The 14,879-nt window shown below is 71.1% G+C and carries 13 protein-coding genes; 10 read left to right on the top strand and 3 right to left on the bottom strand.

The features are described 5' to 3' along the window. Nucleotide 1: 1 nt before the first annotated feature. The 3 genes from ACXYMW_RS02310 to ACXYMW_RS02300 all read right to left on the bottom strand — a co-directional run bounded on the left by ACXYMW_RS02310 (nucleotide 2) and on the right by ACXYMW_RS02300 (nucleotide 2,475). Nucleotides 2–517 (bottom strand): TRAP transporter small permease, encoded by a 516-nt coding sequence (locus tag ACXYMW_RS02310; protein WP_459033672.1) that lies wholly within the window; start codon nucleotides 515–517, stop codon nucleotides 2–4. 270 nt (nucleotides 518–787) lie between these two features. Beyond that, entirely contained in the window at nucleotides 788–1,753 is a 966-nt protein-coding gene (locus ACXYMW_RS02305) for a C4-dicarboxylate TRAP transporter substrate-binding protein (RefSeq protein WP_459033671.1), read from the bottom strand. Between the two features lie 32 nt (nucleotides 1,754–1,785). Next, a complete protein-coding gene (locus tag ACXYMW_RS02300; RefSeq protein ID WP_459033670.1) occupies nucleotides 1,786–2,475 on the bottom strand; it encodes a GntR family transcriptional regulator in 690 nt (229 codons plus the stop codon). 123 nt (nucleotides 2,476–2,598) lie between these two features. Between ACXYMW_RS02300 and uxuA the strand changes: the two genes are divergently transcribed. The 10 genes from uxuA (at nucleotide 2,599) to ACXYMW_RS02250 (ending at nucleotide 14,875) form a co-directional block, all read left to right on the top strand. Continuing rightward, nucleotides 2,599–3,813: a mannonate dehydratase gene (gene uxuA / locus ACXYMW_RS02295; protein ID WP_459033669.1), complete on the top strand. Its 1,215-nt coding sequence runs from the start codon at nucleotides 2,599–2,601 to the stop codon at nucleotides 3,811–3,813. 355 nt (nucleotides 3,814–4,168) lie between these two features. Further along, nucleotides 4,169–5,107: a PDR/VanB family oxidoreductase gene (locus ACXYMW_RS02290; protein WP_459033668.1), complete on the top strand. Its 939-nt coding sequence runs from the start codon at nucleotides 4,169–4,171 to the stop codon at nucleotides 5,105–5,107. Continuing rightward, nucleotides 5,097–6,287 carry a Gfo/Idh/MocA family oxidoreductase gene (locus ACXYMW_RS02285; RefSeq protein WP_459033667.1) on the top strand — a complete coding sequence of 397 codons (1,191 nt, stop codon included), beginning with the start codon at nucleotides 5,097–5,099 and terminating at the stop codon, nucleotides 6,285–6,287. Before ACXYMW_RS02290 ends, ACXYMW_RS02285 begins: the two co-directional genes overlap by 11 nt. Continuing rightward, nucleotides 6,284–7,276, top strand: coding sequence for an ABC transporter substrate-binding protein (locus ACXYMW_RS02280; protein WP_459033666.1), 993 nt, complete (start codon nucleotides 6,284–6,286; stop codon nucleotides 7,274–7,276). The genes ACXYMW_RS02285 and ACXYMW_RS02280 overlap by 4 nt, the downstream gene beginning before the upstream one ends. Before the next feature lie 11 nt (nucleotides 7,277–7,287). Next, nucleotides 7,288–7,734 (top strand): hypothetical protein, encoded by a 447-nt coding sequence (locus tag ACXYMW_RS02275; RefSeq protein WP_459033665.1) that lies wholly within the window; start codon nucleotides 7,288–7,290, stop codon nucleotides 7,732–7,734. A gap of 98 nt (nucleotides 7,735–7,832) precedes the next feature. Beyond that, a complete protein-coding gene (locus tag ACXYMW_RS02270; protein WP_459033664.1) occupies nucleotides 7,833–9,314 on the top strand; it encodes an aldehyde dehydrogenase family protein in 1,482 nt (493 codons plus the stop codon). A gap of 26 nt (nucleotides 9,315–9,340) precedes the next feature. Further along, nucleotides 9,341–11,098 carry a thiamine pyrophosphate-dependent enzyme gene (locus tag ACXYMW_RS02265; protein WP_459033663.1) on the top strand — a complete coding sequence of 586 codons (1,758 nt, stop codon included), beginning with the start codon at nucleotides 9,341–9,343 and terminating at the stop codon, nucleotides 11,096–11,098. A gap of 138 nt (nucleotides 11,099–11,236) precedes the next feature. Next, nucleotides 11,237–11,764, top strand: coding sequence for a MarR family winged helix-turn-helix transcriptional regulator (locus tag ACXYMW_RS02260; RefSeq protein WP_459033662.1), 528 nt, complete (start codon nucleotides 11,237–11,239; stop codon nucleotides 11,762–11,764). Between the two features lie 226 nt (nucleotides 11,765–11,990). Beyond that, on the top strand, nucleotides 11,991–12,974 hold the full coding sequence (locus ACXYMW_RS02255) for a TAXI family TRAP transporter solute-binding subunit (RefSeq protein WP_459033661.1): 984 nt from the start codon (nucleotides 11,991–11,993) through the stop codon (nucleotides 12,972–12,974). Further along, entirely contained in the window at nucleotides 12,971–14,875 is a 1,905-nt protein-coding gene (locus tag ACXYMW_RS02250) for a TRAP transporter permease (RefSeq protein ID WP_459033660.1), read from the top strand. Before ACXYMW_RS02255 ends, ACXYMW_RS02250 begins: the two co-directional genes overlap by 4 nt. Nucleotides 14,876–14,879: the final 4 nt, after the last annotated feature.

The following is a 14,879-nucleotide window of genomic DNA, read 5'->3' as shown; positions in this document are numbered from 1 at the left end:
CTCAGACCTCCGACGGGCCGGTGACGGGATCGCCGGCGGTGCGGGTGAAGACCAGCCGCTCGGCGCCTGCGGAGCGCCAGGCCTGGACGAGGTTGGCGCAGATCGACACCGTGAGGAGCAGCGCGCCGACCGGCACCGCCATGGTGACCCAGGCATAGGACAGCCCGGAATCGCCGTAGATCCGCTGCCAGTTCAGCATGGTGAGCTTGTAGCCCTGATGGGCGAGCAGCAGCAGGAAGCCGAGGATCAGCGCCGAGAGCGCGGTCTCGATCCAGAGCCGCCGGCGGTAGGGGAAGAGCCGGACCAGGATGTCGACGCCGAGATGCGCGCGTTCGCGCATTGCCCGCGTGGCGCCGAGGAAGCACAGCCAGACGAAGAGCAGCTGAGCGAGGTCGACCGACCAGATCAGCGGCTGGCCGAGAAAGCGCATCACCGCCGCGGCGAAGACCAGCGCGGTGATCACCGCCAGCAGCACCGCGCCGAGCGCGAATTCGAGTCTACCGGCAAAACCGGGCATGGCATCCTCCGGGTCGGTCGAGGGGTGTGGGGCGGGGGGCGCGGCCTGCGCCCTCCGCAGCGGCCGGTTGGATCCTCTCCGGTCACCACCGGATTGGGAGCGGGCGCCGGTCTGGCCGGCGCGGCGCGGTTCGGCGGAGCCGGAGCGCAGGCCGTGGCACGCGCATCGGGAGCGGGGTCCGGCCGCCGGGAGGTCCGGCCTCGCGGGCCTTATGCGGTGGTCGGGCCGGGGCCTGCCGCGGGGTCGCGCCCCGAGCCCGGCCCCGGCGGCTCACTCGGCGGCGAGGGCTTGGAGTTCCTCGCGCAGGGCGCCGTAGCCCAGGTCGTCGTAGACCTTGGCGGTGGCTTCCTTGAACGGGGTGACGTCGATCTCGCGCACCGAGATGCCGGCCTCGGTCAGCTGCGCCTCGATCCCCGTGAGCGAGTCGCGGGTGCCCTCGGAGGCGATATCGCCGGCCTTCAGCGCCTCCTCGCGCAGGATGGTCTGCAGGTCCTCGGGCAGCGAGGCGAACCAGCCCTGCGAGGTCACCATGCCGGTGATCAGGTTGATGTGGCCGGTCTTGGTGACGTGGCTGATGACCTCGTCGAGCTTGGCGCCGACGATGGCCGGGAACTGCGCCTCGGCGCCGTCGATGACGTTCGAGGACAGCGCCGGGTAGACCTCGCCCCAGGGCATCGGCGTGGGCGTCGCGCCCATCGCGGCGATGGTGCCGGTCCAGACCGGGGCGCCGGGGGTGCGCATGCGGATGCCCTCGAGATCGGCCGGCGTGTTGATCTCCTTGTTGGTCAGGAGATGCCGCTCGCCCTGCCACCAGTTGAAGCTCAGCACCTGCAGCCCGGCATTCTGGGCCAGCGCGTCGACCCAGCCCTCGAACATCTCGGAGGTGACGATCTTGCGGATGCCGTCATAGCCCGAGGCGAGGAAGGGCGCGCCGAGGACGCCGAACTCCTCCTGGAACACCGCGAGCCGGCCGCCATCGACGATCACCGCCACCGGGGAGCCGGCGCGGGCCTGTTCCAGCACGTCCTCGTCGGGGCCGAGCTGCGAGTTCGGGAAGAGCCGCACCTCGAGCCGGCCGTCGGAGGCGGCGGCGACGTTGTCGCGGAACGCCTCGAGCCCGGCAAAGAGCGGGTCGGAGGTGGCCAGCGCGGTGTTGACGCTGAGCGTGTGCTCCTGTGCCAGCGCGGTGCCGGCGAGCAGGCTGGCGATCAGGCCGAAGGTCAGGGATCTGGTCATGGTGTCTCCTCCCAGAGAGCGTGGCGGCGCGGTCAGGCGCCGGGGTCGAACAGGTCGGGGCGGGCCGCCTCCACGTCGGGCAGATCCTTGAGGATCTCGCGCAGGTGGCGGCGGAGCGCGGTTTCGGCGGCCTCCGGGTCGCCCGCGGCGATGGCGCGCGCGATGGCGTGGTGCTGGGCCAGGATCTCGTCCATCGGGAAGCGCATAAGACGCAGGAAGCGGACCCGGTCCATCTGCGCCTTCAGGCCTTCGAGCAGGCGGAACACGCCCTCGTGCCCGGCGGCGCGGGCCAGGGTGCGGTGGAAGGTCTCGTCGAGCGCGATGAAGCGCGCGGCGTCGCCCCTGGCGGCCCCGGCCTGGTCCTCGAGCTGGCGCGCCAGTTCGCGGTCGAGCGCCGCATCGGGCTGGGCGGCGAGCAGGCGGACGATGTCGGCCTCGCTGGCCTCGCGCACGAAGCGCGCATCCATCACCGCGGCCACCGAGATCTTGGCGACGAAGGTGCCGCGCTGCGGGCGGACCTCGACCAGCCCCTCCGCGGCGAGCCGGATGAAGGCCTCGCGCACCGGCTGGCGGCTCACCGCATAGGCCGCGGCGACCTCGGATTCCGACAGCCGTTCGCCGGGGGCGATCTCGTTGCGGATGATGCGCTGGCGCAGGTCGGCATGAAGCTGCGGCACCGCGGGCGCGGTCATCCGGATCGGCATCTCGGCAGCGAACGGCATGGTATCTCTCTCCCTCGGCGCCGACCATGCTCCATACTTCCATACTAGTCAACAGAATCACTTCCGGCTATGACCGAAGGCGACCCGGCCGCGGCCGGATTCTGCTGCTGAAGGGAGAGCGAGATGCGCCAGACTTGGAGATGGTTCGGCCCCGAGGACCGGGTCAGCATCGACGACGTGGCCCAGGCCGGGGCCGAGGGCGTGGTCTCGGCGCTGCACCACGTCGCCACCGGCGCGGTCTGGAGCCGCGACGAGATCGCCCGGCGGCAGGCCGAGATCGGGCGGATGCGCGACGGCGGGCCCAGCGGCCTCGCCTGGGAAGTGGTCGAGAGCCTGCCGGTCTCCGAGGACATCAAGACCCAGACCGGCGATTGGCGCGCCCATCTCGACGCCTGGCGCCAGAGCCTGCGCCATCTCGCCGAGGCCGGGCTGCAGGTGATCTGCTACAACTTCATGCCGGTTCTCGACTGGACGCGCACCGAGCTCGCCCACCGCCTGCCCAACGGCGCGACCTGCATGCGCTTCGACTATGTCGATTTCGCCGCCTATGACATCCATATCCTCGCCCGCCCCGGCGCCGCGGAGGATTTCCCCGAAGAGATCGCGGCGGCCGCCGAAGCGCGCTATGCGGCGATGGCGGCGGGCCGCCGCACGGAGCTGGCCGGCACCATCGGTTTCGGCCTGCCCGGCGCCGCCGAACGCATGACGCTCGACGACATGCGGACGCGGCTCGCCCCCTACGACGCGATCCCGGCCGAACGGCTGCGCGCGCATTTCACCGACTTCCTCTCCGAGGTGGTGCCGCTGGCCGAGGAACTCGGGATGCGGCTCTGCTGCCACCCGGACGACCCGCCCTTCGGGCTGCTGGGCCTGCCGCGGGTGATGTCGACCGAAGCCGATGCGCGCTGGCTGCTGGACGCGGTGGACTCGCCCGCGAACGGGCTGACGCTCTGCTCGGGCTCGCTCGGCGCGCGGCCCGACAACGACCTGCCGGGAATGATGCGGCGGCTGGGCGACCGGGTGCATTTCCTGCATTTGCGCAACGTCCGCCGGGAGAGCGCCGCGCTGCGCGGCTCGTTCTTCGAGGCCGAGCATCTGGGCGGCGACACCGACATGGTGGCGCTGATCGCCGCGGTGGTCGCGGAGGAGGCGCGTCGCCGCGCCGCCGGCCGCGCCGACCACTCGATCCCCATGCGCCCCGACCACGGCCAGGACATCCTCGACGACCTCTCCCGCAAGGCCCAGCCCGGCTATCCCGCGATCGGCCGGCTCAAGGGTCTGGCCGAACTGCGCGGCGTCTACGCGGCGCTCAGCGCGGATCTTGCGCAGAGCGGATAGGGGGGCCAGGTCGCGCATGTCAGCGCGGCGCCCCCCCAGCCAGTGTGACCTGCGCCGAGCGCCGCCCCTGCGGAGTTCCGGCGCGTCGCCTAGGCGGGGACGCACCGGCGGCGCCGTTCGCCCTCCTCGCCGGGTCACCGCGTCGCCCAGCCAAGTGCAGTGACGCCTGCCGGATTGGGCTTTGAGCAAAGCGGTTTCGCCGCCTAATCAATTGGCACCGCTCCCTCTCGGGAGGGCGGTGTGCCCGGCTCGCTTGGAGGGGTTGACATAAACTTAGCGATCTAAGTAGTGTGGCGTCCAAACGGACTGCGCCGCTTTTCGCGGGCGCGCCGCTCCCTGACGAGGAGACATCGGAATGGACAATCTGACCATGCGCGTCGCCGCGCGGCGCGCTCTGACCGCGCATATCTGCGAATTCACCCTGAGCCCCGTGGGCGATGCCGAACTGCCGGCCTTCACGCCCGGCGCCCACGTGACCGTCGAGACCCCGTCGGGCGCCATGCGGCGTTATTCGCTGGTCAATGACGGCGCCGCGCCGTCGGAATACCGCATCGCGGTGAAGCGCGAGCCCGAGTCGCGCGGCGGCTCGTCCTCGATGCATGACGACGCCCGGGAGGGCACCGAACTGCGCATCGAGCCGCCCGAGAACAGCTTTCCGCTCACCGAGGCCAAGGAATACCTGCTGATCGCCGGTGGCATCGGCATCACCCCGATCTACGCCATGGCGCAGCATCTCGAACGCGAGGGCAAGCCGTTCAAGGTGATCTACTGCACCCGCAGCAAGGACGAGACCGCCTATCTCGACGACATGGTGGAGGCCTTCGGCGACCGGCTCACGGTGCATCACGACAACGGCGATCCGGACGAGGCCTACGATTTCTGGGACCATTTCGAGGAGCCGCAGGACATGGCCGTCTATTGTTGCGGCCCCGGCCCCCTGATGGAAGAGATCGAGGCGGTGTCGGGGCACTGGCCCGAGGGCCGGGTGAACTTCGAGGATTTCAAGCCGGTCGAGGTGGTGCGCGCCGACGACACCGCCTTCGAGGTGACACTGGAGAAATCCGGCCGGACGGTGACCGTGCCCGAGGACCGCTCGATCCTCGAGGCGCTGCGCGATGCCGGGGTGGCCACCACCAGCTCCTGCGAGAGCGGCACCTGCGGCACCTGCAAGACGCGGCTGATCTCGGGCGAGCCGGATCACCGCGACATGGTGCTGCGCGACGACGAGCAGGACGATCACATCATGATCTGCGTGTCCCGGGCGAAGTCAGGGAGCCTCGTCCTTGACCTCTGAGCCGCTGCGGCTGGGCGTGGCGGGGCTGGGGCGCGCCTTCATGCTCACCCTGCCGTCGTTCCGCGCCGATCCGCGGGTGACGCTGGTCGCCGCGGCGGCGCCGCGCGCCGAAAGCCGCGCCGCCTTCGCGGCGGAGTTCGGCGGCACCGGCTATGCCAGCGTCGACGAGATGGCCGCCGATCCGGCGGTCGAGGCGGTCTATGTCGCGACCCCGCACCAGATGCATGCCGACCATGTCGCGGCAGCGGCAAAGCACGGCAAGCACATCCTCGTCGACAAGCCGCTGGCGGTCACGATGGAAGACGCCGACCGCATGGTGGCGGCCGCCGCGGAGGCCGGCGTGCACCTGATCGTCGGGCCGAGCCACAGCTTCGACGCACCGGTGATGCAGGCCCGGGCGCTCATCGAGTCCGGCGAGGTCGGCGCGGTGCGCATGGTGCAGGCCTTCAACTACACCGATTTCCTCTACCGCCCGCGGCGGCCCGAGGAGCTGCGCACCGATCAGGGCGGCGGCGTGCTGTTCAGCCAGGGCGTGCACCAGATCGACATCGTGCGGCTCCTTTGCGGCGGCCGGGCACGGCGCATCACTGCGCTGACTGGCGCCTGGGATCCGGCGCGGCCGACCGAGGGCGCCTATGCCGCACTGATGCAGTTCGAAGGCGGCGCCTTCGCGACGCTGACCTATTCGGGCTACGCGCATTTCGACAGCGACATCTGGATGGGCGACGTGGCCGAGCTGGGCCAGGACAAGGCGCCCGAGGGCTATGGCCGCGCGCGCCGCGCGCTGGCCGGGCTCGACGCCGCGGCCGAGGCGCGGCTCAAGACCACCCGCACCTACGGCGCCGGCGCCGAACTGGCCCCGGCGCGGCATCACGAACATTTCGGCCCCGTGCTTGTCTGCTGCGACCGCGCCGATCTGCGCCTGACGCCGGACGGGGTAGAGATCTTCGGCGACACCGAACGGCGCATGCTGACCCTGCCGCCCGACGCGGTGCCCCGGCGCAGCGTCATCGACGCGCTCTGGCACGCGGTGCGCGAGAACCGCGCGCCGGCGCAGACCGGCCGCTGGGGGCGCGCCAGCCTCGAAGTCTGCCACGCCATCCTGCGCTCGGCCGAGACCGGCGCGGCAATCGACCTGACGCGGCAATGCGGAACACGGAACGAGGAGGACCACGCGTGAGCGAGCTGACACTGTCCATCGCCATGGGCAATTACGACCGCACCCGGGCGATCGTCGACGGGCGCGCCCGGATCGACGGGGTCGACCCGGTGCCGATGCTGCTGTCGCCGGAAGAGATGTTCTTCCGCGCCTTCCGGCATCAGGCCTTCGACATCTCGGAGCTGTCGCTGTCGTCCTACTCGATCTCGGTGGCGCGCGGCGATCCGCATTACGTCGCGGTGCCGATCTTCCTGAGCCGCGCCTTCCGCCACACCTCGGTCTATATCCGCACCGATCGCGGCATCGCGCGGCCCGAGGATCTGAAGGGCAAGCGCATCGGCATCGCCGAATACCAGCTCTCGGCCAATGTCTGGGTACGCGGCATCCTCGAGGACGATTTCGGCGTCCGGCCCTCCGACGTGACCTGGGTGCGCGGCGGCATGGACACGCCGGGCCGGCCCGAGAAGATCAAGGTCGACCTGCCCGCCGACGTCACCGTGGAGGCCGCGCCGGAGGGCGCCACGCTCAACGCCATGCTGGAGGCGGGCGAGATCGACGGTTTCATCGGCCCGCGCTGGCCGCGCTGCTTCGCCGAGGGGCACCCGCATGTCGGGCGGCTCTTCGCCGACAGCGTCGGCGCCGCCGAGGACTATTACCGCCGCACCGGGATCTTCCCGATCATGCACGTCCTGGGCGTGCGCCGGACGCTGGCCGAGACCCATCCCTGGCTGCCCGGCGCGCTGGTCAAGGCCTTCGCGGAGGCCAAGCGGCTGGCCCAGGAGGCGCTGCAGGACACCTCGGCCACCAAGGTCACCATGCCCTTCGTGGAGGACAACCTGAACCGCGCGCAGGCGCTGATGGGGGCCGATCCCTGGACCTACGGCGTGGCCGACAATGCCCACGTGCTGGAGAAGTTTCTCGACTACCACCACGCCCAGGGCCTGTCGCCGCGGCGGGTCGGGCTGGACGAGCTGTTCCACCCGTCGACGCACGAAGCCTACAGCCTCTGAGGGAGGGTCCGATGACCGAATTCGAACCCGGAGACCTGGTCGAGATCCGCACGGCGCGGGGACTGGCCTATGCTCAGGTGACGCACCGCCACCCGAGCTATCCGCCGGTGGTGCGGGCGCTCGAGGGCACCCACGAGACCCGGCCCGACGATCTCGAAGCGCTGGCGGCGGGGCCGACCCGCTTCGTCGCAATGATCCCGCTGGCTGCCGCGCTGCGCCAGGCCGGGGCGGAGTGCGCGGCGGTGGCGCGGCTCGACATTCCCGAGGACCAGCGCGCCTTCCCGACCTTCCGGATGCCGGTCCGCGACAAACAGGGCGAGGTCGTCTACTGGTGGTTCTGGGACGGACGCGGCCTGAGCTACGATGTCGAGCTCGACGCCCGCCAGCAGGACCTGCCGATGCGCGAGGTCATGTCCGGCGCCCGGTTCCTCCAGCTTCTGGAGCGCGACGCCGCCTGACCCTTCCGGCGCGCCCGGGGAGGCGGGCGCGCCGGAAGGCCGACACATGCCGGGCGCGGCCGCATCGGCCCGGCGCCCGGAAAAGGGAGGACACGACCATGCCCGACGGCACCCCGCCCGATCCGCAGACGGTGCTGCCGCAGCACCGCGCGCTCTATTACGGCGGCGGCTGGCACGCGCCCGCCGCCGCCAGCTATGCCGAGACCGTGAACCCCGCCACCGGCCGGCCGCTGGCGCGGGTCGCCGAGGCCGGGCGCGCCGATGTCGACGCCGCGGTGCGCGCCGCCCGCGCCGGTTTCCGCGAATGGCGCGACGTGGCGCCGCTGGAGCGCGCGCGCATCCTGAAGGAGATCGCCGCCCTGCTGCGCCGCCACGGCGACGAGCTGGCGATGCTCGACGCCGCCAATTGCGGCAACCCCTATACCGAGATGCGCGGCGACGCGCTGGTGGCGGCGGCGCAGATGGAGTTCTTCGCCGGGCTGGTGACCGAGATGAAGGGCGACACCATCCCGATGGGCCCCGAACGGGTGAACCTGACCGCGCGCGAGCCCTTGGGCGTGGTGGCGCGGATCCTCGCCTTCAACCATCCCTTCATGTTCTGCGGCGGCAAGATGGCCGCGCCGCTCGCCGCCGGCAACGCGGTGCTGATCAAGCCGCCGGTGCAGGCGCCGCTCTCGGCGCTGCGGCTGGCCGAACTGGTCGACGGGCTGTTGCCCGCGGGGGTCTTCGGCGTGCTGCCCGGCGGCACCGAGGCCGGCGCGGCGCTGGCCGAGCATCCGGGCGTCGCCAAGGTGACGCTGATCGGCTCGGTCGCGGCCGGGCGCGCGGTGATGCGCTCCGCCGCCGACACGATCAAGCCGGTGCTCCTGGAGCTCGGCGGCAAGAACGCCTTCATCGCCTATCCCGACAGCGATCCCGACAAGGTGGCGAACGCCATCGTCGCGGGGATGAATTTCGGCTGGTGCGGACAATCCTGCGGCTCCACCAGCCGCGCCTTCCTGCATGCCGACCTGCACGACGCGGTCATCGACCGGCTGGCCGACGCGGTGGCGCGCTTCCGCCCCGGCCTGCCCACCGATCCCGCCACCACCATGGGCGCGCTGGTCTCGCGGGCGCATTTCGACCGGGTGATGGGCTTCATCGAGACCGCGAAGACCGAGGGCGCGCGGCTGGTCGCCGGCGGCCACGCGGTCACCGAGGGGCCGCTGGCCGCGGGCTGCTTCGTCGCGCCGACGATCTTTGCCGACGTCACCCCCGAGATGACCATCGCGCGCGAGGAGATCTTCGGCCCGGTTCTCGCGGTGCGCCGCTGGGAAGACGAGGCGGCGATGCTGGAGGAGGTCAACGGCCTCGACGTCGGCCTGACTTGCGCGATCTGGAGCCGCGATCTGGCCACCGCGCACCGCGCCGCCAACCGGGTCGAGGCCGGCTTCGTCTGGATCAACGAGGTCGGCCGGCACTTCCTCGGCGCGCCCTTCGGCGGGGTCAAGAAGTCGGGCATCGGCCGCGAGGAGGGCATCGGCGAGCTGTTGTCCTTCACCCACGAGAAGAACATCCACATCAACCTCGCTGGCCAGTAGGCCGGCGCCCGCGGGAGGAGCCCCCGATGCGCGACGAGATCGACCGCCCCGTGCCGTCCGAGGCCACGGCCCGCTACGGCAGCGATGCCCTGGCCGAGATGATGCGGCGGCTCGGCACGCCCTATGTGGCGCTCAATCCGGGATCGAGCTTCCGGGGCCTGCATGACAGCCTGGTCAACCATCTCGGCAACCGCGACCCGCAGATGCTGCTCTGCCTGCATGAGGAGCACGCGGTGGCGCTGGCGCATGGCTGGGCCAAGGTCACCGAGACGCCGCTCGGGGTCATCCTGCACGCCAATGTCGGGCTGATGCACGCCGCCATGGCGCTCTACAACGCGTGGTGCGACCGGGTGCCGATGCTGGTCTGGGGCGCCACCGGGCCGGTCGACGCGGCGAAGCGGCGGCCCTGGATCGACTGGCTGCACACCTCGCGCGACCAGGCCGCGGTGGTGCGGCCCTACGTCAAGTGGGACGACCAGCCGGCCTCGCTCCGGGCGTCGCTGGCGGCGATGATGCGCGCGGCGACGATCACCGCGACGCCGCCCATGGCGCCCACCTATGTCTGCTTCGATGTCAGCGTGCAGGAGGCGCCGCTGGAGGCCGAATTGGCGCTGCCCGACCCCGCCCGCCACGCCGTGCCGCGGCTGCCCGAGGTGGCGCCGGCCGACGCGGCGCGGCTTCTGGAGCTGCTGGAGGCGGCCGCCGCGCCGGTCTTCCTGATGGGCCGGGTGAACCGCGACCGCGCCGCCTGGGACCGCCGGGTGGCGCTGGCCGAACGCTTCGGCGCGCGGGTGGTGACCGACATCAAGACTGCCGCCGCCTTCCCGACCCGGCATCCGCTGCATGCCGGTGCGCCGGGCTACTTCCTGTCGCCCGAAGCCGCCGAGGTGATCGCCGCGGCCGACCTCGTCGTGTCCTTCGACTGGGTCGACCCGGCCGGGACGCTGGATCAGGCCGGGCTGACGCCCGAGACCGCGCGCATCGTCAACGTGACGCCCGAACCCCTGATGCAGAACGGCTGGGCGCTCGACCACCAGGCGCAGCCGCCCTCGGACCTGACGCTGCTGACGACGCCCGACGCCGCCATCGCGGCGCTCTGCGCCGAGGCGGGGCTCGACGCGCCCGAAACGCCGCTGCCCGCGCGCGCCGCTGCGGCGCCCCGCGCCAGCGGCCCGATCTCCATCGACAGCCTGGCCTCTGCGCTCGACAATGCGGTGGCCGCGCACCGGCCGAGCTATCTGCGCCTGACGCTGAGCTGGAACGGCGCGCTCTGCGACTTCCGCGACCCGCTCGATTATCTGGGCTACGATGGCGGCGCCGGCATCGGCTCGGGCCCCGGCATGGCGGTGGGCGCGGCGCTGGCGCTGCGCGACCACGGCAGCGCCCGGCTGCCGGTGGCGGTGCTGGGCGACGGCGATTTCCTGATGGGGGCCACGGCGCTCTGGACCGCGGCCCGACACGCCGTGCCGCTGCTGATCGTAGTGGCCAACAACCGCTCCTACTTCAACGACGAGGTGCATCAGGAGCGGGTGGCGCGCGACCGCGGCCGGCCGGTGGAGAACAAGCATGTGGGCCAGGCGATCGCCGATCCCGACATCGACATCGCCGCCATCGCCCGCGCCCAGGGCGCGCTGGCCTTCGGCCCGGTGGCGCGGATGGAGGATCTGGGCGCGGTGCTGGCCGAGGCCGCCGAGGCGGCGCAGAACGGCCGGACGGTGGTCGTTGATGTCCGCATCCTGGGCGGATACAGCGAGGCGATGGCCGCGGGCATGACCCAGGACTGACCGCACCGACCCGCACTGACCGCACTGGCCGCGCGGGGCGCGACGAAGGGCGGGCTTGCCGGCCTGGGGCAGGGCGGCCAGCCTTGCCAGGGCCCGGCGTCCGGCCGGGGCGCGCGACGAGAACGGATGGACCACGCGATGAGCGACGCGGAGATCACGGGCCCGGCGGGGCCGGAAAGCGGCTGGGAAGAGGAGCGCATCGCGCGCCTGATCCGCTTGGCGGCGCGCGCCTTCAACCGCTCCCTGCAATTGCGGCTCACCGGCGAGGGCGTGACCTTCGGGCAATGGATCTTCCTGCGCATCCTCTGGCAGAGCGACGGGCTGACCCAGCGCGAGCTGAGCGAGCGGGCACAGCTGACCGAGCCCACCACCCATACCGCGCTGTTGCGGATGGAGGAGCTGGGCCTGATCGTGCGGCGCAAGGTCGGCAACAACCGGCGCCGCCAGCACGCCTTCCTGACCGAGCGGGGCCGGCAGCTGCGCGACGTGCTGGAGCCGCTGGCGGTGGAGACCAACGAGCTGGCGCTCGACGGTCTGTCGGCGGCCGAGGTGAAGACCCTGCGGCACGCCCTCAGCACCATCATCCGCAATCTCGGCGAGGACGAGAAGGAGGCCGCGTCGCGCGGGCTGCGGGTTCCGGCCACCCGGTCGCTGGCCGGCATCTGATCCCCGACGCCCCGCCCGCCTGATCCCCCGCCCTGGCGCGGGCGCCGGACCGTGCCGGGTCCGGGCCCCGTCGCCGCCATAAAATAAGATATCTAAGTTATTGACTCGACCCCGCGCGCCTCGGTACAAACATAGACGTCTAAGTTTCTGCGTGTGCGAAGGAGGCGCACCCGAAACGAGGTATCGCCGTCCGGCTGATCCGGCGCGGCCCCCAAGGGAGGACAACATGAAGCTCACCACACTCGCGGCTGCCTTCGGCGTGGCACTGGCGGCCCCGGCCGCCATCGCCGAGCCGGTCAACCTCACGCTGTCCGGCGGCAATCCCGGCGGCCTGTGGTCGCTCCTCGGCGCCGGCATCGACCGCGCCACCAAGGCCGACGACCCGGATTCGGTGGTCACCTACCAGGCCACCGGCGGCGGCTTCGCCAATATTGGCCTGCTGGGCAGCAACCGCACCGATCTGGGCCTCCTGCACGACGCCGAGGCCAAGATCGCCCTGCAGGGCGGCGAGCCCTTCCAGGCGCCGATCGAGAACATGCGCGCCATCGGCTACATGTACAACTGGGCGCCGATGCACTTCTTCCTCGAGGCCTCGATGGCGCAGGAATACGGCATCGACAGCCTCGACGACATCGCGGGCAGCGGCGCGCCGCTGCGCATCGGCATCAACCGCTCGGGCAACATCACCTCGAACGTGGCGCTCTTCATGCTCGAAGAGGCCGGCGTGACCGAGCAGGTGATCCAGGAGAATGGCGGCCAGTTCGTGCGCGCCGGGGCCAACGAACAGGCCGACCTGATCCAGGACGGCCGGCTCGACATGATCACCAACGGCATCTTCATCAACCATTCCTCCTTCCGCTCGGTGGACGAGAACAGCGACGTCGTGCTGCTCGCCGTGCCGCAGGAGATCGTCGAGGCCACCAATGTCGAATTCGGCACCGGCACCATGACGATCCCCGCCGGCAGCTATTCCAGCCAGGAGGCCGACGTGACCACCTCGGCGCTCGGCGCGCTTCTGGTCGCAACCGCGGACATGCCGGAAGAGACCGCCCATTCGCTGGCCAGCTCGCTGGTGAAGAACGTCGATGAGGTGCGCGCCGTGCACAGCTCGATGAAGCAGCTCTCGCCCGAGCTTCTGGCCACGCCGAGCGTTCTCGACTTCCACCCGGGTGCCGCCAAGGCCTACCGGGAAGCGGGCCTGATCCAGTGATCGGCTCCCTCGTCGCCACCGGCCGCAGGCGCAAGCTTGCGGCGGGTTCGCAGCGAGTCCTGATCGTCGTCGCAGCGATCTTCGCGGCGTGGGTGATCTATGCGAACCTGTTCACGATCTCGGATCCGCTCATCCTGGGCATCCTGTTCGTGTGCGGCATCTACACCATCATGTTCGTCGCGATCGGGGCCACCCAGACCGCGCCGGACCGCGTCCCGCTCTACGACTGGGCGCTGTCGGCGCTGAGCCTGGCCTGCGGGGTCTACTTCTTCGTCAATGCCGGCGCGATCTCCGACCGCATCAGTCTGCTGCACGCCTTCACCCCGGCGCAGCTGTTCTTCGGCACCGCGCTGCTGGCGCTGACGCTCGAGGCGACGCGGCGCACCACCGGGCTCGGCCTCACCGGCGTGGTGGTGCTGTTCCTGATCTACAATCTCTACGGCTATCTGCTGCCGCCGCCCTTCGGGCACGGCGTGAGCGACTTCTCCTACCTGCTCGACATCCTCGTCTTCACCACCGACGGCGTCTTCGGGGTGCCGATCCAGGTCGTGGCGAGCTACGTCTTCCTGTTCGTGATGTTCGGCACCTTCCTGTCGAAGGCCGGCGGCGGCGAGTTCTTCTTCAACGTCGCGGCGCTCCTGACCGGGCGTTCGCGCGGCGGGCCGGCGAAGATCGCGGTGATCTCCTCGGGGCTTTACGGCACGATGTCGGGCAGCCCGACCTCGGACGTGGTGGCCACCGGCTCGATCACCATCCCGGTGATGAAGCGGCTGGGCTACAAGGCGCGCTTTGCCGCCGCCGTCGAGGTCGCGGCCTCCACCGGCGGCAGCGCCATGCCGCCGATCATGGGTTCGGCCGCCTTCATCCTCGCCGAATACACCAACGTGCCCTACCAGGAGGTCGTGCTGGCGGCGCTGGTGCCGGCGCTGCTCTACTATCTGGGCGTCTTCACCCAGGTGCATTTCCGCGCCGTGCGCCACGACCTGCGGCCCTCGGACGACGAGATCCCCACCGCGCGGCAGACCTTCGCCACCGGCTGGGTCTTCCTGATCCCCATCATCGGCATCGTCTCGGCGCTGGTGGCGGGCTATTCGCCGACCTTCACCGCCGGGATCGGGGTGCTGGGCGCGGTGCTGGCCTCGATGCTGCTCAGGGCCACGCGGCTCTCGCCGTGGCAGATCGTCGAGGGGCTGGGCGAGACCACGCTGCGCATCCTGCCGGTGGCCGGCGCCTGCGCCGCCGCCGGTCTGGTGATCGGCGGGCTGTCGATGACCGGGCTCGGCATGAAGGCCGCCAACGTCATCCTGACCATCAGCAACGCCCAGCCGGCGGTGACCCTGCTGATTGCGGCGGTGGTGACGATCATCCTCGGCCTCGGCATGCCGACGCCAAGCGCCTATATTCTGGCCGCCGTTCTGGTCGGTCCGGCGCTGGCCAAGCTCGGCTTCCCGGTCCTGCAGAGCCACATGTTCCTGCTCTACTTCGCGGTGCTTTCGGCGCTGACCCCGCCGATCGCCGTGGCGGCGCTGGCGGCGGCGGCGATCGCCGACGAAGATCCGTTCAAGATCGCCTTCTCGGCGGTGCGGCTCGCGGCGGTGGGCTTCCTGCTGCCCTTCGCCTTCGTCAGCAATCCCGGCCTGCTGCTTCTGGCCGATCCGCTGAGCAACCTGATCGCGGTCACCGGCGGCATCCTCGCCACGGCGGCCATCGCGATCTCGATCGAGGGCAGCGTCGGCGTCACCCTGCGCCAGATCGAGCGGCTGGCCCTGTCGCTGGCCGCGGTGGTCGCGGTGCTGCCGTTCAAGATGATCGCGCTGCTGGGCATCGCGGTGATCGCGGTCCTGCTGGTGCGCTGCGCCCTGCAGGCGCGCGGCACCGCGGCCGAGAAGGCCGCCGGCTGAACGC

This window comes from Roseivivax sp. CAU 1761 (assembly GCF_054482755.1).
The sequence above is the reverse complement of the archived record's forward strand: the minus strand, read 5'-3'. Positions and strand labels throughout refer to the sequence as shown.